Origin of the sequence: Granulicella pectinivorans (assembly GCF_900114625.1) — a bacterium.
Classification (GTDB): Bacteria; Acidobacteriota; Terriglobia; order Terriglobales; family Acidobacteriaceae; genus Edaphobacter; species Edaphobacter pectinivorans.
In genome coordinates this window covers 342,947-365,071 of sequence record NZ_FOZL01000001.1, presented here as the reverse complement: position 1 = coordinate 365,071, position 22,125 = coordinate 342,947, and the positions used below count along the sequence as shown (strand labels likewise).

Here is a 22,125-nt window from a genome sequence, read left to right as displayed (position 1 = left end):
CACATCAGCCGCTCTTTTCGGGAGGAAGACTTTCATGAACGTGCGCCGCATTCTTCAGCTCCTGTTTACCAGCCTTCTGGGCCAGGGCATTACCGTCATTTCGCAGTTGCTGATTCCGCCGTTTTTCCTTCGCTTCTTCGGGCTCGAGGTGTATGGCGAGTGGATCGCGTTGAGCGCTTCGGTGGATTACCTGGGGACCTTGAACTATGGGATCCAGAACTACGCCAATAACCAGACGACGATTCTGTATAACGGCGGCGACGTGAAGGGCGCGAAGGATATCCAGGCGAGCGCTTTCCGGCTGCTTCTTCTGCTGTTTGTTTCGTTCGCCGTGCTTGGAGTGGCCGTCTTCTTTATCCCGATTGCCTCGCTGTTGCACCTGAAGCATGAGAACGCTCATGTCGCGGCTCTCGCGCTCTATCTGCTGATCCTGCGGGTGGCGTTCAACATGATGTTCAGCCTGCTGGCGAACAGCTACATGGTGGTTGGCCAACTGCATCGCGGAAACTACTTCCAGAGTGCACAGCGCCTGTTTATGGTGCTGGCGATGGCGTTGGCTATCTTTCTGCATGCGTCCTTCCCGGTGCTTGCCGCCATTCAGCTTGGGTCGCTGTTTCTGTTCTTCTTCCTGATCCTGATTGACGTGAGCCGAACTGCCCCGGTGCTGCTTCCCGATCTGCGCTACGGAAGCTGGAAGCAGGTGCGTCAGATCATCAAGCCGAGCGGGCACTTCGGGCTGATCGCGATGGCTGGATTTCTTACGTGGCAGGGGCCTGTGCTGATGATCCAGATTGTGCTGGGTTCAGCGCAGGTGGGTATCTTCCAGTTGGTGCGTACGGTGTTCCAGATGTCGCGGCAGATTCTTTCGATTGCGAGCAATACGATCTCGCAGGACATTACGCTGCTGGTGGGCAAGAACGACTGGCGGCAACTGCGGCGGCTGTACGATCTTTCCGAGCGGATTGTGCTGTTCCTGATTCCGATTGTCAGCATCGGCAGCCTGCTGATGTGTCCGTTCCTGTTTACGGTGTGGCTGCACAAGCGCAATCTGTATGACTGGAAGCTGTGCTGCATGATGGCGATCATCTCCGCCGTGCTGGGCATCAAGGAACACAAGACGCAGTTTCAGTCGTCGAGCAACAAGCATGAGGATCTTTCGGTCTTCATCCTGGTGGGCTATGCCGCGATGCTGCTGGTGTCGATTGGGACGATGAAGTTTCTCGGGCTGTATGGCTTCCTGGGGACCTGGCTTCTCTGGGAGATGATTCAGACGCAGTTCGTGCTGGGGTTGAACGACAAGATGTTCCCGAAGGAGTATCGGATCAGCACGCAGCCGATTGTGCGTCTTACGATCTTTATGACGATCGCGTTTCTGCTGGCGGGGTATCCTGCGTATCGCGAGGTCAACTGGCCACTGGCATGGACGGTAGTGTGTGCGGTGTCGGTCACGGCTGTTTTCGGCATAGCGGGGTACTTTGTGTTTGAAGTGGATGAGATTCGTGGGTTGCTGGCATCGCGCTTCAAGAATCGCTTCGCCCCCAAAGCCAGCACGACCTAGACCGGTTCGACGACCCCAGAGGATGCATGAGCGCTAATGTGAGGAAGCTGGTTTTTTCGCTGGGCAAGGCTCTGATGCGGGCGAGTCTCTGGGTGCCTGCGATTGCGGTTCTGATGTACTACGATGCGCTGGACGGCTCGGATCGCAAGGCGAAGATCCGCATGCTGTACTGCTTTCTGATGGCGCGGCACAGTCGCACGGCGCGGGGTCTTTATGTGAAGCTTCTGCGGCGCAATCTGGATCGTTCGGCAGAGGCGAACTTTGCGCTGGCTGTGGTGGCGTATCGCTTTGAGCGTTACCGGCTGGCAGGGCTGATCGACCGGCGCACGGCACGGCAAGCACACCCGCCGGTGGCTGCCGCGGTGGCGCGCACCATGGCGCGATTCGACGAGGCGATTCTCTCGGGTGCGATCTATGACATGGTGGCCGCGATGGTCGATCGTCTTCCGCTGGCAGCGGGTGAGGATGTTGTCCTGGTGGCTGCGGGGGAGCGTTACCTTGGGCTCTTCGGGCTTTGGCTGGAGCAGGCGCGCAAGCATATCCGTGGACGGATCTTCGGGCTGGCCATGGATGCGGGCGCGTTCGCGGCCATGGGTGAGGCTCTCGATGGCGGCGTTGTCGATCTGTCCACTTTCTTTGTCTTCGATGAGCATGGCAAAGTGGACGATCGCTGCCGACAGGTTCTGTGGATTGTGCGGGTTTTGTTCCTCCGCGAGATTGTGCGGCGTGGGCATCGTCTGCTTTCGATCGATCTGGATGCGGTTGCGATGGGCGATCTTGCGTCGATGCTGGACCGCATGCCTGAAGCAGATATCGTGGTGCAGAAGGACTATTCGATTCCGCAGGAGGTTGCGCGGAAGCTTGGGTTTATTGTGTGCTGCGGCTTTATGGTCTTTTCGCCGACGCAGGCGACGAAGGATTTTCTGGATCGCTATGTGAAGCGCACGATGCATGAACTGGACGACCAGGCCGCGATCAATCATATGATTGCGGATGCCGGCGTGGCGGATGTGGTGACGACGAGTGAGTCGATGAGCTTCCGTGCGGATGGGGTGCGGTGGGTGTGCCCGGATAAGACGCTGGTGTCGCGGGATATTGCTACGGGCAAGGTAATACGGCATTTCCACCAGGGGCAAAGTGTGGATGAGTTGCGTGCGCTGCTAGGGCTTGGCTAGGGCTAAGAGGCGACTACTTTTTCGAAGTGCTTTTTGATGGACGCTCTCGTTCGGAGTTATCGGGACGATCTAGAAGACACCGTTTCAATAAAAATAATTTCTATCGACTGCTTTCGTCTCTCTGCTCTACACTACTGCTCAATCAGCGGCCGCGGAGATTTACGCCATGACGATAGCAACCTCATCTTCCAATTCACGTTTGCCAGAACTTCAAACATGGAATCGTCCTATCAAGGCTCTCGATGGGATCCGAGGCACAGCTTTACTCTGTGTCTTCTGCCTTCATCTGTTGGGCTCAAATCAGCTGCCCGGACATCGATTGATCAATCTGATGCTGAAGGTGAGCGGTGCGGGCTGGGTGGGGGTGGATCTATTTTTTGCACTTTCCGGGTTTCTGATCACGGGAATTTTATTCGATTCGGTTGGTACCGCGCGTTATCTTCGAAACTTCTATCTGCGTCGTGCGTGTCGCATTTTTCCTTTGTACTATGGCTTTATTTTGTTGCTGGTCTGCATTTTTACAGTGATTGTGCCTCTCCGTCTTCGACCTATATCGTTTCTTCCTCTTTTTATGCAGAACACGCCACTCTGGTGGAGCAATATCCACGGAGGGAGGGTTGCGGATGCCTCTTTTCATCTTTGGTCGCTCGCCGTCGAAGAGCAGTTCTATCTTGTCTGGCCGCTTGTGATTTTCGTGGTTCGCGAGAGACGACGGCTGCTTTGGATCGCGGCGATGCTTGCGTGCGCGGCACCGCTTATCCGGATCTTCCTGCTGGCCCATGGCTCTCCTCTTGAAGCTACTTACAAGCTCACCTTCTGCAGGATGGATGCGTTGCTGGGAGGGGCGTGGCTGGCCCTGATGGTTCGCGGAGCCTATGGCGGGAGGGTGCAAGCCTATGCGCCCAAGGCGTTCTTGATCGCGGTGACGGGATGTCTCGCGATCGCGTGGAGGACGGGGGATTTCTATTGGGAGAGGAACCTTGCGATCAATCGGTTTGGGTATAGCCTGCTCGCGATTGCGGCAACATCGCTGATCGCCATGGCACTGAACGGAGAGTCGTTGGTTGCGCGCGTGATGACCGCGAAGCCGCTTCGCTTTGTCGGACGCTATAGCTTCGGGCTCTATCTCTTTCAGCCTCTGGTCAGTGTGCTTCTCGCGATTCGCTTTGCCCGTTCACTGCACGCGCATATTGCTTCGCCGCTGCTCTACCGTGTGTTGCTGGAATCGATCGTTCTTGCGATTACCTTTGCGGTGGCACTGTTGAGTTTCCGGTATTTCGAAACTCCGTTTCTGAGACTCAAGAGATTCGGTCAGGCGGAAGAGGTGAAGGAGGCGATGCACCGGCCGCAGCCATTGTCCGCGGCCGGTGCGATCGTGAGCCGGTTGCAAAGGACTTGAGACTCAGGCTCGCACGGCCTCCCAGGTGGCTTCGCCGTATTCTCCCATGGTGACCGTGCCCGTCATGGTGTTGCCTTTGACGGTGCCTTTGAAGTTGCAGGGGATGGGATAGCCCGTCACGGGCAGGCTGCTTGTGAGGACGACCTGATCCGCGTGTACGGCTCCTTTGAATGGAGCATGGTAGATCTCTCCCTGCTGCTCGCCGGTGAGGTCGTTGCCGCTCTGGGAGAGGACGAAGCGTTGCTCGCCGGTGCCGCGCACGTAGTGGATGGTCACGGCCCAGTTACCTGCGACGGATGCGGGTTCGCCAGTGGGTACGATGGGGTCGGGATAGACGCCGGGCTTCGTTAAGGCTTCGTAGATCGCATCGCCGACGATCCCGACTTCCACGGGCGTGAGGATGTAGGCCCATACGATGACCGAGCTCTTCATGTGGTCAGGGCGCGTGCCTGTGCCGCCGAGTGAGATGCGGACTGCGCCGTCGTCGAGTTTCCTGGACAACTCCGTGCCGGTGATCTTCGTTACGGCTGCGTCCCACTCGATTCTGACCCCGGGGCAGCGATCGATGGAGCCGACTGGAGGCGGCGGCAAGACGGTCGCCTTGACCGAGGGCAAGCCCTTCATCTTGTCTGCAATCTGCTGCATCCAGCCCATCCACATGACTTGTTCGGCGGCGTGGTCGCGCTTGCGCCATGCTCTGACGGCGGCGAGGAGGCCCATCGTCTCTTCCTTGCTGCACTTCATGGCGCGGCCGTAGTTGTGGTGCGGAGAACCCTGGAAGTAGGCGGCCTTGCAGAGGGACTTGTTGCCGATGAGGAGCCCGGCGGATTGCGGGCCGCGCATGCATTTGCCGCCTGAGTAGGCGACGAGATCGGCACCGGCTGCGAGGTGCGGGTTTGGCAGATCCGGTTCGGTTGCGGCGGCATCGACAAACACCGGCACGCCCTTGGCTTTGCAGATGGCAGCTAGGTTCTTCGTGCTCATCGGGGTATCGTCCCAGCGCGGGTTGGCGAGGATGTAGAGCATGGCGGTGCGATCGCTGATCTTTGCCTCGAGCTCTTCCGGCGTGGAGAACTCTACCATCTCGGCCCCGCACATGCGTACGCCGATGTCGTATGGATTGCGCGAGGTCTTCGGGATGACGACCTGGTCCTTCTTCTTGATGTAGGGTAGCGCCTGACTTTTCTCGATGTCGGTTCCGGCGATGCAGGCGATGGTGGCCTGGCAGGTGGCGGCGGCGGTGCCCGTGGTCGCGATGCCCCACTCCGCACCGCAGAGCTTGCCGAGTTCCGCGCCGACCGCGTCCATCATCTCGTCCATGCGGACGTGGTAGAGCGAGGCGTTGTACATGGCCTGCTTGACCTCGGGCAGGGAGGTGGATCCGCTGACCGCCGTGATGGTGCCTCGACAGTTGATGAGAGGGCGCAGGCCGATGCGGGTGAAGAGGTTGTCGTGAAAGTCTCCGTCGGTAAAGGGGACTTCATGCGCGGACAATACCTGTCCTGCGGCGGGCTTTCCGTTCTTCGCCGGAGCGGCGGCGTGCAGCGTTGCGGGGGCGAGGACGTTGACCGCGCCCGCAACCGACAACATTCCAGACTGCTTCAGTACATCCCGTCGCGACCAACCTGTCGTCTTTGCCATCGTCATCCTCTTTCTGGTGGTTTTGCTTTACTTTGCGGGTGTGCCTGCGGGCGTGAAGGCGATCTTCTCCGACGACCCAGCCAACTCGTCGACGGAACGGAAGACCAGACGCACGATTCTGGTGAGCTTGGGATAGTTGATGCGGTCCCAGCTATCGTTTTCGGTGTGGTAGTCATGGTGAAGACCGGTCTGGAACTCGACCTGCGGAATGTGCAGGGTGGCGAACCAGAAGTGATCGCTGCGCGACCAGAGGGAGTCGGGATCCACGGTGTCCATCTTGTAGTCGAGCTTCAACCCTTCCTTGTTGCCGGTGTCGATGATGCGTCGCAGGCTCAGGTTGTAGCGCGTTCCGAGGACGTTCACCATGTTGGCGTTGTGGTCCGTGGGCAAAGGCCAGTTGGGATCTTCTTCGTCGCGGCCGATCATGTCGAGGTTGATGTTCGCTACCGTGTTCGCGAGCGGAACGATGGGATGGGTGACGTAAAAATAGGAGCCGAGGAAGATGCGCTCTTCGCCGTCGTACGCGATGAAGAGTACGCTTCGCTTTGGTTTGACTCCTCCCTTCACCATCGCGCGGGCCACGCCGAGGATGCCTGCGACGCCGGAGGCGTTGTCGTCCGCGCCGTGGAAGATGTGACCGTCGATGACGCCCATGTGATCGTGATGCGCGGTAAGGATGATGGTCTGTGCTTTGAGGGCTGGGTCGGAGCCCTCGAGCATCGCCACGACGTTGCGCCCGTGGATTGTCTTGAGTCCTGTGTAGGCTTTGGTCAGGCAGACGGAACTACGCGGCACTTCGAAGGTTTGAGGCTTCAGGGTGTGGTCGATTCCGGCCTGCAGGGCGTCGGAGGTCTTGCCGCTGGCTGCCAGCATCCGGTCGGCAACGTCTCGATCGATGGTGAAGACCGGCAGATCCCACATCTGCCCGGCGAGCGCGTAGGACGGGCCTCCCGCTGAGCGTACGGCGCTTGCGGGGATGGGTTTTACGCTGCGGGGGACGCGGTCCTGCACGATGAGTACGGCTGCTGCGCCGCGCTTGCGGAGTTCCTCGACCTTGTCCCAGAAGAAGGCGTGATAGCTGTCGAGCGTGCCCATGAACCTGGATGTGGGATCGCCGGCCTGCGGCTCGCGGCCGAAGACCATGACCACCTTACCCTTGAGATCGGTGCCGGCGAGATCGTCGTAGGCAAACTCCGGGGCGGAGATGCCGTATCCCGCGAAGAGGATGGGGCCACAGGCGTTGTCGGCGCGGAGGCTTTGGCGATTCCAGCGGAAATCCTTGTCGATGGCGTAGGTATGGTCGACGCCATCGAGCTTCGCGGTGAGCGTTGTGTGCTGCTTGTCCACGTCGCCGGAGAGGATGTCCATGTTCTGAAAGTAGGTGCCGTTGTCGCCAACTGGTTTCAGGCCGAGGCGCATGAACTCCGCCGCGATGTAGTCGGTGGCGATGTGGTCTTCGATGCTGCCGATGTTGCGGCCCGCCATATCGTCCGAGGCGAGGAAGTAGATGTCGGCTTTCAGATCCGCCGGTGTAATCAGGCTTGCGGGATTTGCCGGCGACTGTGCGGTGCATGCCGTCGCTGCCAAGAACAGCAGCGCTGCGCGACGCATCGTGGTGAAAGCTTTGGTCCTTACCGTGGTGCTGCGGATCATGGAGGCCTGCTTCAGATGGAATTTTTCAGCGTGCAGGGAATGGAGATATCTTCGCAGGATCTGCGCGTGCGCAGGACGGACAAATGACGTAGCTTCGGAGCAATTCGCCGGGCGGGTTGGGGATTGGCCATAATAGGGGGGGATGCGTCTCTCCCCGACTGGAGCCTACCCTTTGCCGCTCGTCTTTCGAAATCTCTCCGTTGCCGCTGTTCTTGCTCTTTGTTCTCTTGCGCATGCACAGACGAAGCCCTCGCAGGTGTGGGTTGCCGACCAGGGTGACGGCACGTATGTGAATCCGGTGCTGAACGCCGATTACTCCGACCCGGATGCGATTCGTGTGGGCAATGATTTTTATCTTGTCGCCTCGAGCTTCGACCAGGTGCCGGGGCTGCCGATTCTGCACTCGAAGGACCTGGTGAACTGGGAGCTGATTGGCCATGCGCTGTCGGAGCAGCCGCCGGTGGAGGTGTATGCGAAGACACAGCATGGCAATGGGGTGTGGGCTCCGGCGATCCGTCAGCATGCGGGGATGTTTTACATCTACTATCCGGATCCGGAGTATGGAATCTATGTGACGAAGGCCGCGAAGATTACGGGACCGTGGTCGACGCCGAAGCTGGTGCGTGCGGCGAAGGGCTGGATCGATCCGTGCCCGCTGTGGGATACGGATGGCAACGCGTATCTGATCAATGGCATGGCGGGGAGCCGGTCGGGCATCAAGAACGTGTTGATCCTGAGCCGCATGTCGCCGGATGGGGAACACATGCTCGATGATGGGACGATCATCATCGATGGGCATGGGCAGGACCTTACGGTGGAGGGGCCGAAGATCTATAAGCGGAATGGGTTCTACTATGTTTTTGCGCCGGGGGGCGGCGTGCCGACTGGATACCAGCTTGTGTATCGCGCGAAGGATATCTATGGGCCGTATGAGCGCAGGGTTGTCCTGTCCAAGGGGAGTACGCCGACCAACGGTCCGCACCAGGGGGCGTGGGTGGAGACGGCCGCGGGCGAAGGATGGTTTCTGCACTTTCAGGATCGCGGGCCGTATGGACGGGTGACGCATCTTGAACCGCTGCAGTGGGAGCATGACTGGCCGGTGGTGGGCAAGGATGGCGAACCGGTGCTGCGGTATAAGAAGCCTGCGGTCGCGGTGGTAAGCAAGGTGATGACGCCTCCGGATTCGGATGAGTTCGACTCCGCTCGCCTTGGGTTGCAGTGGCAGTGGCAGGCGAATCCCGTTGCGGGGTGGGCGCTGCCCTCGCAGGCTCTTGGCGTGCTGCGCCTGCTGAATGTGCCGGTGGATGCCGTGCTGGGCGAGAGGCTGTGGACGGCTCCGAATGTGCTGACGCAAAAGCTGCCCGCAACGGCGTTTACGGTGACGACGAAGCTGAACCTTGCGTCGCACTCGGTGGGGGATCGCAGCGGTCTGGTACTGCTTGGGCAGGACTATGCGTATGTCGCGACGCGGCGTACGGAGAAGGGGCTTGTCCTGGTCTATGGCGTGAGCCACGATGCAGGCGCGGAGACGGAGACCGTCATCCGGCCGCTTCAGGGAGAGACGGTTTACCTGCGGATGCAGTTGAGCGAGGGGGCGAGGGCGCAGTTTTTTGCGAGCGAAGATGGCACGCACTTTACACCGGCGGGAGAGGTGTTCCAGGCACGTACGGGAGTCTGGATTGGCGCGAAGGTGGGTCTCTTTGCACAAGGGCCGGCGATGCGTGGAGAACGCAGCTACGTCGATGTCGATTGGTTCCGCTTCGAACGCTGAGGCGGTGGCTACTTCGATGCTTGCGTATGGAGCGTGATGGCAGTGTGGCCGGCTTTGATCGGCGTGGTCAGGGTTCCATTGGGAAGAGAGAGGCCATGCAGGGTGAGGGTGGTTGCTTCCTGGGTGTCTACTTCGAGCAGGATGATGGCATCGTCCTTGCGCGTGATCTGCATGTCGACGGGATTCTCGAAGAGGAGAGTTGCGCCGGTGGTTTTATCCCGGTAGTGCATTGCATGGATTGCCATGGCACCATGCGCCCACCAGGCGGTAATGGATGACTCGGCTTGGTTGAGCTCGACTGCAGTGTCTGCTGCGGTGAGGGTCGCGGTGTTGCCGGTCTGCACCCATGTGGCGTTCGCGATGGACTCGCGACGATCGGGCTGGAGGATGGTGACGATGGAGGACGATGTCTGGGGGGTGAGGGTGGAGATCTCGAAACGTGTGGGGCGCTCGATGCTCTCGTGTTCGGCCTTCTCGTAACTGGCGAGCGGCATGGGGGATTCGCGTTGAGAGGTGGCCAGGGGTGTGGTGGCAAAGGCTCGCACGGTGAGGTCGTGGCTGCCACCGGTCAGGCGGAAGGTGTTGGGCAGATCTTCGGTTGCGACCTTTTGTTTCGGATGCCAGACCTGGGTGTAGGTGTGGGGCGTGGGGGACTCTATCTGATCGATAACGATGAGCGGGCCGTTCGCTTGAAAGAACAGCGTCCGCGTGTAGCGCGTCAGCTTTGCGGCGTAGGCTGTGGTGAGATCGGCCTGGACGAGCGACGCGGATGGACCGATGAGGGCGTGCGTGATGGAGGGCGATGCGCCGAAGACTGCGTTGCCGGGAAGGATCTGGCTTTCGGGATTGCCGTCGAGGAGTAGTGTATTGTGGCCGACGGCCTGCGCGTTGAAGGTGAGGAAGGCGGGGTCTTTGTAGTAGTCCGCGTAACCGGCTTCGCCGAGCCATAGCTTGCCTTCGCGTGCAAAGAAGATGCTGCCCTGATCGGCGTGGTTGTGGTTGAAATTCTGTCCCGCACGCATGGCGATGACGGTGCTGTCGGGGCTCCAGTTCTGGCGGAGAACTACGATGCCGCGACGGTCGAAGAGACGGGATGGGGGATCGTCGGAGGGCGGCGCGTTGACGGGATGGATGTTGCTCTCCCAGAGCACGCGGCTCAACAGATCGCCGTTCCCGGTTCCACGGTACTTGAAGTAAAAGCCGGTCAGGCTAGCCGACTGGTTCAGCGATGCGAGATAGGCGAAGACGTTTGCTGGCTTGAGGTCGACGTGGCTGTCGCCGTAGTCGAGCACCTGATCCGGGCCGAAGGTTGCGTAGCGCATGTATCGTTCGGCGGGCATGAGATCCGCATCCAGCGACTGGCCGAGGAGACGCTTCACTGCCGCTGCTGCGAGTGCGGTTGTTTCGAGGTCGAAGCGCTGATAACTTACACCCTCACCGTAGCTGCCGTCGGAGGTGTAGGCGGCGCGGATGTGATCGCGCTGCTTGATGTAGAGACCGAGGGCGTAGCCTGCGGCGTCGGGATCGTGGCTTGCGAGCGCAGCCAGGAGTGCACCGCCGTCGGTGTTGCCGATCCAGTTGCTGGTGCCCCATTGCAGCCTGTCTTCGAGGACGTACTCTTCGTAGATTGGCTTGATCGCGAGATGCATCAGGCTGCGTTCGAGTGCGGTGCGATCGGTTTCCGCGAGGTCGTTGCCGAGGAACTGCTGGGCCATGACGAGAGAGCGCGTCATGATGCCAACGGGGTAGTAGCTGTGGTATCCATGTGCGGGAAACCAGGGGTGTACCCAGAGCGGCCATTGCGCGATGCCTGCGAGCAGGGTGCGCGCTTCGTTGAGCGAGGCTATGTCGCCGGTGCTGCGGTAGACGATTGCGTCGAGCAGCGCGAGTTCAGGCGGCTGCGACAGGATTGAGAAGTAGGAGGGCAGGCCCGGGAGCAGCCAGTCGGGGTCCATCTTCGCGATGTTGTTTCCCAGCGCCACCTGCACTGTGCCGCGGAGCCGGTCGCGGCGGTCGCGCACCGTTTTGAGCAGTTCGGGTGACAAGGAAGGGGGTTGGTCGAAGGCGATTCCCGTTGGCTGGGTGGGGCGAAGGAGGAGGAGCGCTGTTGTTTCCGCGGACTTGCTCGTTGCCTGAATTGTCCAGACGCCATAGGGGTCGGAAGGGGCGAAGTGGTAGTGGATGGCGCCTCTGCCTTCCACCTTGCGTGTGCCATCGGGAGAGACGAGAACCCAGCGCATCTGCGCGGGCGGGCTGCTCATGACGACATGGAGATCGCTTCCGGAAGTGAGCGCGCGTTGCAGATAGTAGAGTTCGCGCGTTGGATCCCAGAGAGCATCGGGCGTGCGTAGCTCGATGTGCTTCGTCGCGAAGGCCTTCAGGCTTAGATCGCGAAGGTCGATGCGCTCCTGACGGCCATGTACAGCGTGAGGGAGTTCAGCTTCGACTGCGACGGCGGTGATCCATTGGTTTGAGGGAGACAGGTTGAACTCGAGATTGCACCACCCGTTGCCGTTCACAAGTGCATCATGGAGCTCTTCTTTTTCGCCATGGAAGAGATGGATGTGGAGAGATACTGCTCCGGCGGAGTCCGGCAGACGCACCTGCATATGAAGGGATGCGTTGCTGCCGGAGACCATATGCAAACGTTTGATGAAGCCTAACCTGAAGGGGCCGTCCTGCGTTGGGGCGGAGGTACGGGTGAGCATGCTCTCGCCGTGAAGTGTGATGGGTTCGATGGTGGGATCGAAGCCGGCATCTTCGGCTAGCGGGTAGCTTTCCCATCCATCACGTGAACCGGAGCTGGGGGATGCGCCGGGGTTTGGCGCGAAGTGGCTGCGATACTCCGCAGGGCCAAGGTGATTTGTGTCCAGGTCTTGCGCATGCAGCGCGATCGCGGAGCAGAGTCCAAGCGAGGCAGCGGCGATGCGGAGAAGGCCTGGATGGCGGGTCATCGCAGTGCGACCCGATTGCGCAAGGTGCCGATGCCACCAACCTCGCACTCGATGACGTCGCCGTCACGCAGCAGACGTCCACGCGCCATGCCGACGCCGGAGGGTGTCCCCATGGAGATGACGTCGCCGGGCTCGAGCGTCAGCACCTTGCTGATGTAGACGATCGCTTCGGCCACGCTGTGAATCATCGCGGAGGCCGGAGCCTCCTGCACCAGCTCGCCGTTCAGACGGGCGCGCACGACGAACTCATCGGCGATCTCATCGGCGGTGACGATATGCGGGCCCATGGGCGCGGATCCATCGAACCACTTCCCGACGAGCCAGTCGAAGAAGTCGTCGTTGGAGCGTTTCTTGCGGTCGACCATCCCGTCGTTCAGCTTGCGTTCGGAGATGTCGTTCACCACCGTGTATCCCCATACCGCATCCATGGCGTTGTCGAGCGTCGCATCGCGAAGCTGCGTGCCGATGACCACGGCAAGCTCGGCTTCGTAGTCCAGCGCGTGATTCGCGGAGGTAAGTGGGATCTCCTCGGTGGCGCCGATAATGGTTGTCGAAGGCTTGATGAAGAACTGCGGGGTGAGGTTCTCTTCCGGCGCGGCGGCAAAGCCCGACTCGATGACATGCGCGCGAAAGTTTCCGGCGAGCAAGAGAAACTTCGGCGGATTAGGAAGGGGGGCCAACCAGACGATCGGCGAGGACTCGCCTTCGGTGCGTGCGACGAGCTCTTCAAGGATCGGCTTCCAGTGATTCCAGTTGCGGATGATCGCTGTGATGTCGAGTGTGCCAACTGTCTGTTCGAGGTCGACAGTCTTTGTGCCTTCCTGTGCAGCCATGAAGGTGCGTTCGTTTGCCCGTGCGATTCCGAGTCTCATGCGGTCACCTTCTCGTGAAGCTTTGGCGCGATGGTTTCGGCGAGTACCGCTTCGACCGCGTCGAGGGTCTGGTCGATGTCGGCGTCGCTGTGCGTGGAAGAGAGGAACCAGTTGCCGCGAGGGATGATGCGGACGCCGCGATCCACCATGGCCGAGACGAAGTGGGTGTAGAGCTCCTGATCCATTGCGAGCGAGCTGCGATAGTCGTACACGGCCTGATCTGCTGCAACCTCAGTCGTCGGGAAGCCCATGTAGAAGATGGGGCCGTAGCCCTGGACGACGACGGGAATACCTAACTTCGCCGCACGCTGCTTGATTCCATCCATCAGTCGCCCACCGGTACGCTCCATGGTTGCGTATACGGCTGCTCCATCGCGCTCGAGCATATCGAGCGTGGCGATGGCTCCTGCTACGGCTGGAGGCAGGCTGTTGTATGTGCCGCCGTGGCCGACCTTTCCTGCGGCGATCAGGCCCATGTATTGCTCGCGGCCTGCGAGGCAACTGATCGGCATGCCGTTGGCGATGGCCTTGCCGAAGATGGTGAGATCGGGCTTTACGTTGAAACGGCCTTGCGCACCTGCGAGTGAGAGACGAAATCCGGTGATGACCTCATCGAAGATCAGCACTATGCCGTATTGCGTGCAAAGATCGCGAAGGGCCTCCAAGTATCCGGGCAGCGGCGGGATGACGGCTGTGTTGCACATGACGGGTTCGGTGATGATGGCGGCGATGGTGGTGCCGTGTTGGGCGAGATACTCTTCGAGGACCGGGATGTTGTTCCATGGAAGAACGACGACATGACTCTCCGTGCCGCTGAACTGGCCGGCGGACTCCGCAAGGGCTGCGGGGTGCAGGGCATCGCCGGCGCGATTGGGATCGGGGGAGAGGCTATAGAGGATGTTGTCGAGCCATCCATGGTACTGGCCTTCGAACTTGAGCACGGTCTGCCTGCCGGTGGCGGCGCGAGCCAGACGCAGCGCGCCGTGCACGGCCTCCGAGCCGGAGATGCCGAAGCGCACGAGATCCGCGCAGGGGACGATGCGCGAGACGCGTTCGGAGAGCTCGAACTCGAGCTCATGCTGTGCGGCATAGATCTGTCCGCGCCACATTTGATCGCAGGTTGCCTGAATGACCTCTGGGGGCGTATGTCCGAGGAGCAGGGGGCCGCGTCCGAGCACGTAGTCAATGTACTCGTTGCCATCGACGTCCCAAAGATGAGAGCCGGTGCCGCGTTCGAAGAAAAGCGGGAAGGGCTTATCGCCGAGACGGACGTTGCTGCTGACACCGCCGGCCAGGGACTTCTTCGATCGCTCCAGATCGGCGATGGATCGTGCGTAGCGTTCACTCATGATGCGTATCTCCCTCGGTATAGCCAGACACGGGCACGTTCGTGCCGGTGCGTAAGGATTCATGGATTGCCGTAAGCACGGCAGTCACCTTGCGGCCATCGCGTACGCCCACGGCTGGTGCGATGTCTTTGCGGATCGATGTGATGAAGTCATCGAGGCAGGATGGGAAGGCACCGCGCAGTGTGCCGAAGACGTCGGCGGAGAGGAAGGTCTTGGGGTAGACGAACTTCTCGGGCGTGCTCATCTCGAGGCTCTCGCGCTTGCGGTCGAAGTGCAGATGGCCTCGTTCGCCGACGATGCCGATGAAGGAGTCCACCATCGTTGGGAAGGTGTTGGGATGCACCCAGCCGGATTCGAAGGTCGCGATGGAACCATTCGCGTATCGCACCTGTGCCTGGATCATGTCGTAGGTATCGATTCCCTGTGCGAGGAGGACACGCTTGATGCCCCATGCGCGCGCTTCGACGGGTTCACTGTTGAAGAACCATGTGACGAGGTCGATGTCGTGGCAGCTCAGGAACCATGCGGGCGTGGTCTGGTGAGCCCAGTTGATGTACTTTGTCGGGACAAAGATGGTGTCGTTCTTGCGAGCATAGGCGCAGATGGGTTCGCCGATCTCCCCGGCCGCGATGGATACCTTGCCTTGATGGTAGGGGGCAAGCCAGCGATGATTGAATGCGACCTGGACCTTCAGCTTCGAAGCCTCGGCGAGGCGAACGATCGCGTCCGCCTCGGGTAGGCTCGTGGTCATCGGCTTCTCGAGCAACACATGCTTACCGTGTCGAAGAGCGCTTTCGGTGGCTGCGAAGTGTTCGTCGTCCGGCAGTGCGATGCAGACAGCATCGACGATATCCGACTCGGTGATGGTGTGCCAGTCGTCGGTGGCACGCGGCACGCCGTAGCGGTCTGCCACATCCTGCGCGCGCTCGCGATGCCTGGCGGCGACGGCAACGACGGTGGCGTACGGATGATCCTGGTAGATGCGGATGTATTGCTGGCCCATGATGCCGGCGCCGATGACACCGATGCGAATCTTTTCTGTCATAGCGCTTCCTTCAAAGCGTGCAGCATGCTGGCTGCTTCCGATTGCAGTATGTCTCCGGCGATCGCGGGTACGCGCGATGCGACGACTTCGTATCCGGAGTCGCGTGTGGCTTCGTGATCCGGCAGGTAACCGATGTAGTTGTTGGTCAGGCCGAGGAAGAGGGTCTTCGCGAAGGGTGAGGCCGCGCGGATGGCGAGCGCGACTCGTATGAAGATCTCTCCCGGCAGGGTGATGAATGCTGTTTCGCCGAGCAAAACTGCGGCGAACTCCACGGTCAGTGTCTTGGGTTCGGGGGCTTCCGACTCTTCGTACAACCTTGCGTGGTATTCCTCGATGCGGGCGTAGAGAGACTGTTGCCGTATGGCGAGCATCTCTGCGTCCATTCGGTCGGCGACGATCGCGCGGCCTGCCTTTTCACGCGCCGCTGTCATTACGGCCAGAGGCTCATACTGCTTGAGTGGGAGCGCCACATTCTTGCTAAGCACTTGGACTCTGGATGCTTCCGGTGTGAGCGTTGGCAGTCCTGCCAGCACTGCGTCCGCGAGCCTTTCTCCCAATCGCTGTGCGGTCGCGAAGGTGCGGAAGGGGTCGATGATACCTACGGCGCTGAGATTGCTCTTGTGTCCGATGCTGAGGTCTCCCTGCGCTCCATTGAAGTAGAGCGTCTCGACATCATCGCCGAGTTCACTCTTCAGCTTCGCAAGGGTGTAGAAGGGAAAGTCCTGTGTCAGGCTGAGCGTGTTGGGACCGAGCACGGTGGTGTGACAGGCGTAGATGACGGCGATTGCAGCGATCGTGCCGTCGGTCTCTTCGATTGCGAGGACGCCTGCGTAAGGATCGACGGGCAGGCCATCCGGGGTGCGGCGGTTGACCGCGATGCCTTCCACGGGCGCCATGCCAGTCTTCAAGACTCTGGGCTTTCTGCTTTCGCTCGCTCTGACGACTGCGCTCACGACGTGTTCGTGGAGTGAGAGCAGGTAGGCGGGGTCGAGGAACTGACCCTGATTGAAGAAGCCATTGATCGTGACCGGGCCGCAGTGGGTATGGGTCGCGGCCAGGAAGACGTTGCCGGCTGGAATGCCTGTGCTGCTCTCGATATCGCGTCTGACCGCGAGCGAGAACTCTGCCGATACCGCGATGACGTCGATGCTGATGAGTGCAGCCTGCGTGCCGCCGTCATCGAAGATGAGCGCATGCGCGTGCAGATCGTCATGCACTGCGTTGGCAACACCCATGCGGGCATCGAACCCCGCCATCTCGCAGCCGAGAGGCGGGGTGATGCGCTGCCGTGCAAAGCCGATGCGCCAATCAGCCATTCTTCGCCGCCGCGTCGGGGATGCGCGCGATGCAATCGATCTCTACCTTGATGCCAAGGCCGAGCATCGATTCCACCGTCGTGCGTGTGGGCAGGATGCCGGTGAAGAACTCCTGGTAGACGGCGTTGAAGCGCGCAAAGTCCTCGATATGGATGAGATGCACCGTGCATTTGACGACGTCGGAATAGTCGCATCCGCCAGCCTTCAGCACATCGCCGAGATTCTTCAGCGTGAGCCGCACCTCTTCTTCGATGGTGCCGGGGACGGCCTGACCGGTGCTCATGTCCAACGGACCTTGTCCGCTGACGTAGAGCCATCCATCTACGATGATGCCGTCGGAGTAGGCTCCGGTATTTGCGTTCTTGTTGGGATTCTTGACCTGCGTGAAAGCCATGTGCGTTCTCCGTGATGCTGCGGTTAGAGTTACGATATCGTCGGTTACGGTAAATCCGTACTCCTTCATTTGTATCGTGTCCATCCCGCTGGACGGGTGGGTGTGGCTCGACTGTTGCGGCTTGACGCCGGGAATGCAGACCCGAAGAATAGTATCTCCATGACAATCCAGCGAGCTGTCCCGAAAACAGTGAGGTCGAGCGGCAAGAACCAGGCTCCGGTGGAGCAGCGTGTGGGCATCGTAGGCCTCGGCCTGATGGGGCAGGGAATCGCCGCATGCCTGCTGGCAAACGGACATGACGTGATGGGGTTCGATAGCGACCCAAGCAAACATGCTGCGACTGTGCGTCATGCGGCAACGGCTCTTGCAGAGCTGAAAAGACAGAAGCTGATCGATGTGGAATCTTACAAAGGGTGGAGGCCGAGGCTCCATGCGGCGTCGAGCCTCGCCGATCTCGCTGGATGCAGCCTTGTCATTGAATGTGTGCGGGAGGATCTGGAGCTCAAGCGCTCCATCTTCGCCGAGCTCGATGCGCTGGTACCGCGGAGGACGATTATCGCCTCGAACACTTCGAGTCTGCCTATCAGCTTGCTCCAGGAAGGACGTGTCGCGCCGGGCCGGTACATCGGCATGCACTGGGGAGAGCCCGCGCAGATTATGCGCTATCTCGAGATTATCCCGGGGAAGCAGACGAGCAAGGCAACACTCCGGGCTTGCCTGCGCTTCGGGATCTCCTGCGGCAAGGAGCCCGCGGTGTTGAAGCAGGATATCCGTGGATTCCTCTCGAACCGGCTGATGTATGCGATGTTGCGCGAGGCTTGTCATCTGGTTGAATCGGGTATCGCCGATGTGGAGACGGTGGATCAGTCTTTCCGCAACGATATCGGATGGTGGGCTCTGCTTGCAGGGCCATTCCGCTGGATGGATCTTACCGGGATCCCTGCGTACGCCGCGGTGATGGAGGGTTTGCTGCCGGAGCTCTCGACGGGAACCGATGTGCCTGCGATGATGCAGCGCATGGTGAAGCGCAAGGCGCTCGGTGTCGCGAACCAGAAAGGCTTCTACCCATACACCAAGGCCAGTGCGGCGCAGTGGGAGAAGGACTGGGTGCAGTTCACGTACGATATGCGCAAGCTTGCGGAGAGGTATACCCCGAAGTCATGACGACGCCATCGCAATCGAAGCTGGTCTCCTGGTTGTTGCTCTTCTCCTGCAATCTGATGTGGGCGCTGCAGTTCACGTGCATCAAGCTGGTGCAGGATCAGGCAGGACCGCTCTTCACCGTCTGGTTTCCGACGGCGATCTCGTTGCTGGTGCTCTATCCCTTCGTTCGCGCGGAGCGCAAGCAGAACCAGGGTGCCGCACCGCAGACCCACGGGAAGAAGCGCCCGAACCTGTTTGTTATCTATCTTGTGCTTTGTGTGTTCGGGGTGATTCCCGGCCAGCTCTTCATGACGTGGGGAACGCGTCTGACGCTTGCCAGCAATGCCGCCCTGCTTACCTTGGTTCTGCCCGTTACGACTGCGATTTTCGCGGTTGTTTTTCTGAAAGAAAAGATGACCGGCCTTCGGTGGCTCAGCTTTGCGCTCGCGGTTTGTGGAGTCGCTCTTTGTTCCGGGCTCGATATACACAGCGTGAACTTCAACAAGAGCCAATTGCTCGGTAACGTGCTCGTCTTCGGCGCGATTCTTGGCAGCTCGTTCTATAACTCCTATGGCAAGGCGGCGCTCGACTGGCACTCTCCCATGGAGATGCTCTTCTGGACTTACGCCGGGCTTACGCTTCTGATGACGCCTTTTGTCGTTGCGCTGGAGCGGGACAGCTTTCTCCATGTGCCGCACTTTACGCTGACTACATGGTCTGGGCTTGCGATGCTGATGCTCTTCCACACGACGCTCTCGATGATTCTCTTTCTGAAGGCGCTCAAGTCTATCGACGCGATCCAGGCTGCGCTCTCGAACTACCTCATCGCCTTCTTCGGGCTGCCCATCGCGGCCATATGGCTGCACGAGCGCATCAGTCTTGTCGCGGCCGCTGGCGGCGTTCTCGTGCTGGCAAGCACGATGCTGATCACGCTGCTGGAGAAGCCTGCTCCAGTAGAGAGCGTCCTGCCCTGATCACGTAGCGGATGCCCTCGGGAGAGCGAGCTGGATTCTCATAGGTTGCGAGGCTGCGGATAGTCTTCGGGTCATAGACTGTGATGTCCGCGATGTATCCGGGACGGAGGTAGCCCCGGCCCTTCATGCCAAAGCGCGAGGCTGGAAAGCCCGTGATCTTGTGGATTGCGGTCTCGGTCTTCATCCACTTGCGCTCGCGGCAGAGGTTGCCGAGTAGTTCGGGGAAGGTCCCGTGCAGACGCGGATGGGGCCGTCCCTTCACATAGAACCCATCGCTGATGATGATCGCGAGTGGATGATTCAGGTTGCGGCGCAGGTTCTCTTCGCTCTGGTTGAACTCGAGAATATTGACCTGCCCCTGCTCCTCCAGCAGGAGATCGAAGACGGCATCGACCGCGCGCTGATGGCGGAACGACGCGATCTCTTCAAGCGTCTTGCCGACGAGCGACTGGTTGCGTGCGGAGCCAATCGCACTGATGAGAAGCTCGCTCCAGAGGTTTGCCATGCTGACGAGCATCTCGTCTTCCATGCGCTGACGTTGCTTCTTGCTGCCCAGACGCTGCATTAAGGTCTCCGTGCCACCCTCAAGCGCCCATTGCGGCAGGAGCTGCGTCATCACGGTGCTTCCTGCGATGTAGGGGTAGCAGTCGAAGGCGACGTCTACGCCGCGCACGTGGGCCTCTTCGATCCGTTCGAGGGCGCGCGCGTTGAGATCGCGATTGGCGCGGCCCACGGCCTGAAGATGCGAGATCTGCAGGCGGCATCCGGTGCGTTCCGCAAGGACGATCTGCTCGTCGATCGCCTCGATGAGCTTGAAGCTGTAGTCGCGCATATGCGTGCAGTAGATCTTGTTGCAGTCGGCGACCACCTGGCACAAACGCAGCAATTCGCTCTGATCGGCGCTTGAGCCGGGAGCGTACATCAGACCTGTCGAGAAGCCGATGGCTCCTTCCGCGAAGGCCTGCCGCAGATACTGTTCCATGGCGGCGATCTTGTCTTCCGAGAGCGTGTTCATCTGGTTGCCCGCGACTGCGATGCGCAAGCTGCCGTGGCCGATGAGCGAATAGACCGAAGCCACGGCATCCGCGCCACGGGTCTTCGACAGATAGCCCGAGGCAGAATCCCACCCCCACGCTTCATCGCCGCAGAAGATGCCGTTGGCAAAGCTGCGCAGCTCGTTTGCATGATTGCCCTGCGGATAGGGCGAAAAACCACAGTTGCCGACCACCTCGGCGGTTACGCCCTGCAGCAGTTTTTCGCGGCGGCCTTCGATCACCTGCAGGTCGGAGTGACTGTGCGCATCGATGAATCCCGGGGCGACGACGGTGTCGCTGCAATCCAGCACCGTTGCCGCTGCGGGGATATCGAAGGAGTCGACTGCTACGATTCTGCCTTCATGCACCAGCACATCACCACGACGAAGCGGCGCACCGCTTCCATCTGCGAGTACGCCGCCATGCAACACCAAGGGGTTGGCATCCATCCAGTTCACCCGTTTAGAGTAGCTCGTTTGCCCACCGTTTGCAGCCTTGCGGCCAACACATCTTCTACCGCTTCGAGCGTCTGGTCCACATCGGCCTCGGTGTGGGCTGCCGACAGAGAGCACTGCTTCATGGGCAACTGGAAGAAATAGACGCCGCGCTCGAGAAGCTCACGACGCAGATGAGCATCCATCTCCGTATCGTGGTGCGTCGCAAGATCGTGCCAATCGACCGGAAGATGATCCATGAAGTAGGTGCAGAAGGCCGAGCCCTGGCGTGCAACAACAGCCGTGGTGCCTGCATCCTTGAAGATCTTCTCAAGGCCGCTCTGCATCCTTTGCCCCAGGGTTTCGAAGTCCCGATAGATTGCGCCGTCGTTGTGCGCGAGACGCTCGATCGTGGCGATGGCCGCGGCCGTCGGTATGGGATGCCCGTTATAGGTGCCGGCGAGAAGAACGCGCTTCGTGGCATCGGGACTGACGAAGAGATCCATCAGTTCCTTCTTGCCGCCAATCACAGCGAGGGGATATCCGTTCGCGATCGCCTTGCCGTAGACCACGAGGTCCGGCGCGACCCCGGCGACGGCAGAGTAGCCGCCCAATGCGTGGCGGAAGCCGGTCTTGACTTCATCGAAGATCAGCACAAAGCCATACTTGTCCGCGAGTGCGCGGAGTCCTTCGAGATAGCCTGGTAGGGGATGGACGATGCCGATGTTCTGAAGGATTGGCTCGGTGATGAGGGCTGCGATCGGATACTTCCGGCACATCGCCTCCACCGATTCGAGATCGTTGAAGTTGATGGCGTGGATCAGGCTGCTATGCTCCTGCGGGATGCCGGCGCTGATCGTCTCAAAGGGATATTCGTCGGCTACGCGACGCGGACCAAGCTTGGCGAGCGGCGTCATGAGGTTGCAGGCGACATCATTGTGCCAGCCGTGGTACCCGCCCTGCGGCTTGAGGATGTGGGAACGTCCCGTTGCGGCGCGTGCCAGACGCAACGCCTGGTAGGTGGCCTCGCTGCCGGTGTTCAAGACCTGAATGCTATCGACGAAGGGGACAGCGTCGCAGATCATATGTGCGAGTTGTCCTTCGAGCTTTGTCGTGCCGGAGCCGTAAAGGCTGCTGCCTTCGTCGATCACACGGCGCACGGCATCGTTCACGTGGCGGTCGTTATGGCCCAGAACATAGGGCCCGAAGGCGGCATGGTAGTCCAGATAACGATTGCCATCGACGTCCCACATCCATGCGCCGTCCGCACGTTCAAACACAATCGGCGGATCGACAGCGCGGTTCGTGGAGACGACACCACCCGGAATATAACGCGAATTTTCGCTCAGGATCGCTTGTGACTTTGGATAGTGTGTCATGGTCCTTCTTCGATGATCTTTCGTATTGCTGATG

At 60.2% G+C, this 22,125-nt stretch carries 16 protein-coding genes; 6 read left to right on the top strand and 10 right to left on the bottom strand.

What is annotated here, in order from left to right; translation table 11 throughout:
• Positions 1-34: 34 nt before the first annotated feature.
• From BM400_RS01370 to BM400_RS01360, 3 genes are all read left to right on the top strand, one after another.
• On the top strand, positions 35-1,558 hold the full coding sequence (locus BM400_RS01370; protein WP_089835917.1) for a lipopolysaccharide biosynthesis protein: 1,524 nt from the start codon (positions 35-37) through the stop codon (positions 1,556-1,558).
• A gap of 26 nt (positions 1,559-1,584) precedes the next feature.
• Entirely contained in the window at positions 1,585-2,733 is a 1,149-nt protein-coding gene (locus BM400_RS01365) for a putative nucleotide-diphospho-sugar transferase (RefSeq protein WP_089835915.1), read from the top strand.
• A 166-nt stretch (positions 2,734-2,899) separates the two neighbouring features.
• A complete protein-coding gene (locus BM400_RS01360) occupies positions 2,900-4,132 on the top strand; it encodes an acyltransferase family protein (RefSeq protein ID WP_089835913.1) in 1,233 nt (410 codons plus the stop codon).
• A gap of 3 nt (positions 4,133-4,135) precedes the next feature.
• On the opposite strand, the gene BM400_RS01355 is transcribed toward BM400_RS01360, so the two are convergent.
• Together BM400_RS01355 and BM400_RS01350 are read right to left on the bottom strand one after the other, a co-directional pair.
• Positions 4,136-5,773 (bottom strand): aminotransferase class V-fold PLP-dependent enzyme, encoded by a 1,638-nt coding sequence (locus BM400_RS01355; RefSeq protein WP_342714542.1) that lies wholly within the window; start codon positions 5,771-5,773, stop codon positions 4,136-4,138.
• 27 nt (positions 5,774-5,800) lie between these two features.
• Positions 5,801-7,426, bottom strand: a complete 1,626-nt coding sequence (locus tag BM400_RS01350) for a M28 family peptidase (RefSeq protein ID WP_089835909.1) — start codon at positions 7,424-7,426, stop codon at positions 5,801-5,803.
• Positions 7,427-7,568: 142 nt separating this feature from the next.
• Between BM400_RS01350 and BM400_RS01345 the strand changes: the two genes are divergently transcribed.
• On the top strand, positions 7,569-9,197 hold the full coding sequence (locus BM400_RS01345; protein WP_089835906.1) for a glycoside hydrolase family 43 protein: 1,629 nt from the start codon (positions 7,569-7,571) through the stop codon (positions 9,195-9,197).
• Between the two features lie 8 nt (positions 9,198-9,205).
• On the opposite strand, the gene BM400_RS01340 is transcribed toward BM400_RS01345, so the two are convergent.
• From BM400_RS01340 to BM400_RS01315, 6 genes are read right to left on the bottom strand one after another with little or no spacing between them, the layout of a single operon-like run.
• A complete protein-coding gene (locus BM400_RS01340; RefSeq protein WP_089835904.1) occupies positions 9,206-12,151 on the bottom strand; it encodes a heparinase II/III domain-containing protein in 2,946 nt (981 codons plus the stop codon).
• Entirely contained in the window at positions 12,148-13,023 is an 876-nt protein-coding gene (locus BM400_RS01335) for a fumarylacetoacetate hydrolase family protein (RefSeq protein WP_089835902.1), read from the bottom strand. Before BM400_RS01335 ends, BM400_RS01340 begins: the two co-directional genes overlap by 4 nt.
• Positions 13,020-14,372 (bottom strand): aspartate aminotransferase family protein, encoded by a 1,353-nt coding sequence (locus BM400_RS01330; RefSeq protein WP_089835900.1) that lies wholly within the window; start codon positions 14,370-14,372, stop codon positions 13,020-13,022. Before BM400_RS01330 ends, BM400_RS01335 begins: the two co-directional genes overlap by 4 nt.
• On the bottom strand, positions 14,365-15,417 hold the full coding sequence (locus BM400_RS01325) for a Gfo/Idh/MocA family protein (RefSeq protein ID WP_089835898.1): 1,053 nt from the start codon (positions 15,415-15,417) through the stop codon (positions 14,365-14,367). Before BM400_RS01325 ends, BM400_RS01330 begins: the two co-directional genes overlap by 8 nt.
• A complete protein-coding gene (locus BM400_RS01320) occupies positions 15,414-16,733 on the bottom strand; it encodes a neutral/alkaline non-lysosomal ceramidase N-terminal domain-containing protein (RefSeq protein ID WP_089835896.1) in 1,320 nt (439 codons plus the stop codon). The genes BM400_RS01325 and BM400_RS01320 overlap by 4 nt, the downstream gene beginning before the upstream one ends.
• Positions 16,726-17,127, bottom strand: coding sequence for a RidA family protein (locus BM400_RS01315; RefSeq protein WP_089835894.1), 402 nt, complete (start codon positions 17,125-17,127; stop codon positions 16,726-16,728). Before BM400_RS01315 ends, BM400_RS01320 begins: the two co-directional genes overlap by 8 nt.
• Before the next feature lie 159 nt (positions 17,128-17,286).
• Between BM400_RS01315 and BM400_RS01310 the strand changes: the two genes are divergently transcribed.
• The gene (locus BM400_RS01310) at positions 17,287-18,291 is read left to right on the top strand and encodes a 3-hydroxyacyl-CoA dehydrogenase family protein (RefSeq protein WP_089835893.1); all 1,005 of its coding nucleotides are present in this window, start codon (positions 17,287-17,289) and stop codon (positions 18,289-18,291) included.
• A complete protein-coding gene (locus BM400_RS01305; protein ID WP_089835891.1) occupies positions 18,288-19,244 on the top strand; it encodes a DMT family transporter in 957 nt (318 codons plus the stop codon). Before BM400_RS01310 ends, BM400_RS01305 begins: the two co-directional genes overlap by 4 nt.
• Here the strand turns inward: BM400_RS01305 and BM400_RS01300 are convergent.
• A complete protein-coding gene (locus tag BM400_RS01300) occupies positions 19,198-20,727 on the bottom strand; it encodes an N-acyl-D-amino-acid deacylase family protein (RefSeq protein ID WP_141223768.1) in 1,530 nt (509 codons plus the stop codon). The two genes, BM400_RS01305 and BM400_RS01300, sit on opposite strands and share 47 nt — an antisense overlap.
• Positions 20,728-20,732: 5 nt before the next feature.
• Entirely contained in the window at positions 20,733-22,091 is a 1,359-nt protein-coding gene (locus tag BM400_RS01295) for an aspartate aminotransferase family protein (RefSeq protein WP_089835887.1), read from the bottom strand.
• Positions 22,092-22,125: the final 34 nt, after the last annotated feature.

Coding starts and splice junctions, on each gene's coding strand:
- BM400_RS01370 (WP_089835917.1), top strand. CDS start 35: ATGAACGTGCGCCGCATTCTTCAGCTCCTGTTTACCAGCCTTCTGGGC.
- BM400_RS01365 (WP_089835915.1), top strand. CDS start 1,585: ATGAGCGCTAATGTGAGGAAGCTGGTTTTTTCGCTGGGCAAGGCTCTG.
- BM400_RS01360 (WP_089835913.1), top strand. CDS start 2,900: ATGACGATAGCAACCTCATCTTCCAATTCACGTTTGCCAGAACTTCAA.
- BM400_RS01355 (WP_342714542.1), bottom strand. CDS start 5,773: ATGGCAAAGACGACAGGTTGGTCGCGACGGGATGTACTGAAGCAGTCT.
- BM400_RS01350 (WP_089835909.1), bottom strand. CDS start 7,426: ATGATCCGCAGCACCACGGTAAGGACCAAAGCTTTCACCACGATGCGT.
- BM400_RS01345 (WP_089835906.1), top strand. CDS start 7,569: ATGCGTCTCTCCCCGACTGGAGCCTACCCTTTGCCGCTCGTCTTTCGA.
- BM400_RS01340 (WP_089835904.1), bottom strand. CDS start 12,151: ATGACCCGCCATCCAGGCCTTCTCCGCATCGCCGCTGCCTCGCTTGGA.
- BM400_RS01335 (WP_089835902.1), bottom strand. CDS start 13,023: ATGAGACTCGGAATCGCACGGGCAAACGAACGCACCTTCATGGCTGCA.
- BM400_RS01330 (WP_089835900.1), bottom strand. CDS start 14,372: ATGAGTGAACGCTACGCACGATCCATCGCCGATCTGGAGCGATCGAAG.
- BM400_RS01325 (WP_089835898.1), bottom strand. CDS start 15,417: ATGACAGAAAAGATTCGCATCGGTGTCATCGGCGCCGGCATCATGGGC.
- BM400_RS01320 (WP_089835896.1), bottom strand. CDS start 16,733: ATGGCTGATTGGCGCATCGGCTTTGCACGGCAGCGCATCACCCCGCCT.
- BM400_RS01315 (WP_089835894.1), bottom strand. CDS start 17,127: ATGGCTTTCACGCAGGTCAAGAATCCCAACAAGAACGCAAATACCGGA.
- BM400_RS01310 (WP_089835893.1), top strand. CDS start 17,287: ATGACAATCCAGCGAGCTGTCCCGAAAACAGTGAGGTCGAGCGGCAAG.
- BM400_RS01305 (WP_089835891.1), top strand. CDS start 18,288: ATGACGACGCCATCGCAATCGAAGCTGGTCTCCTGGTTGTTGCTCTTC.
- BM400_RS01300 (WP_141223768.1), bottom strand. CDS start 20,727: ATGGATGCCAACCCCTTGGTGTTGCATGGCGGCGTACTCGCAGATGGA.
- BM400_RS01295 (WP_089835887.1), bottom strand. CDS start 22,091: ATGACACACTATCCAAAGTCACAAGCGATCCTGAGCGAAAATTCGCGT.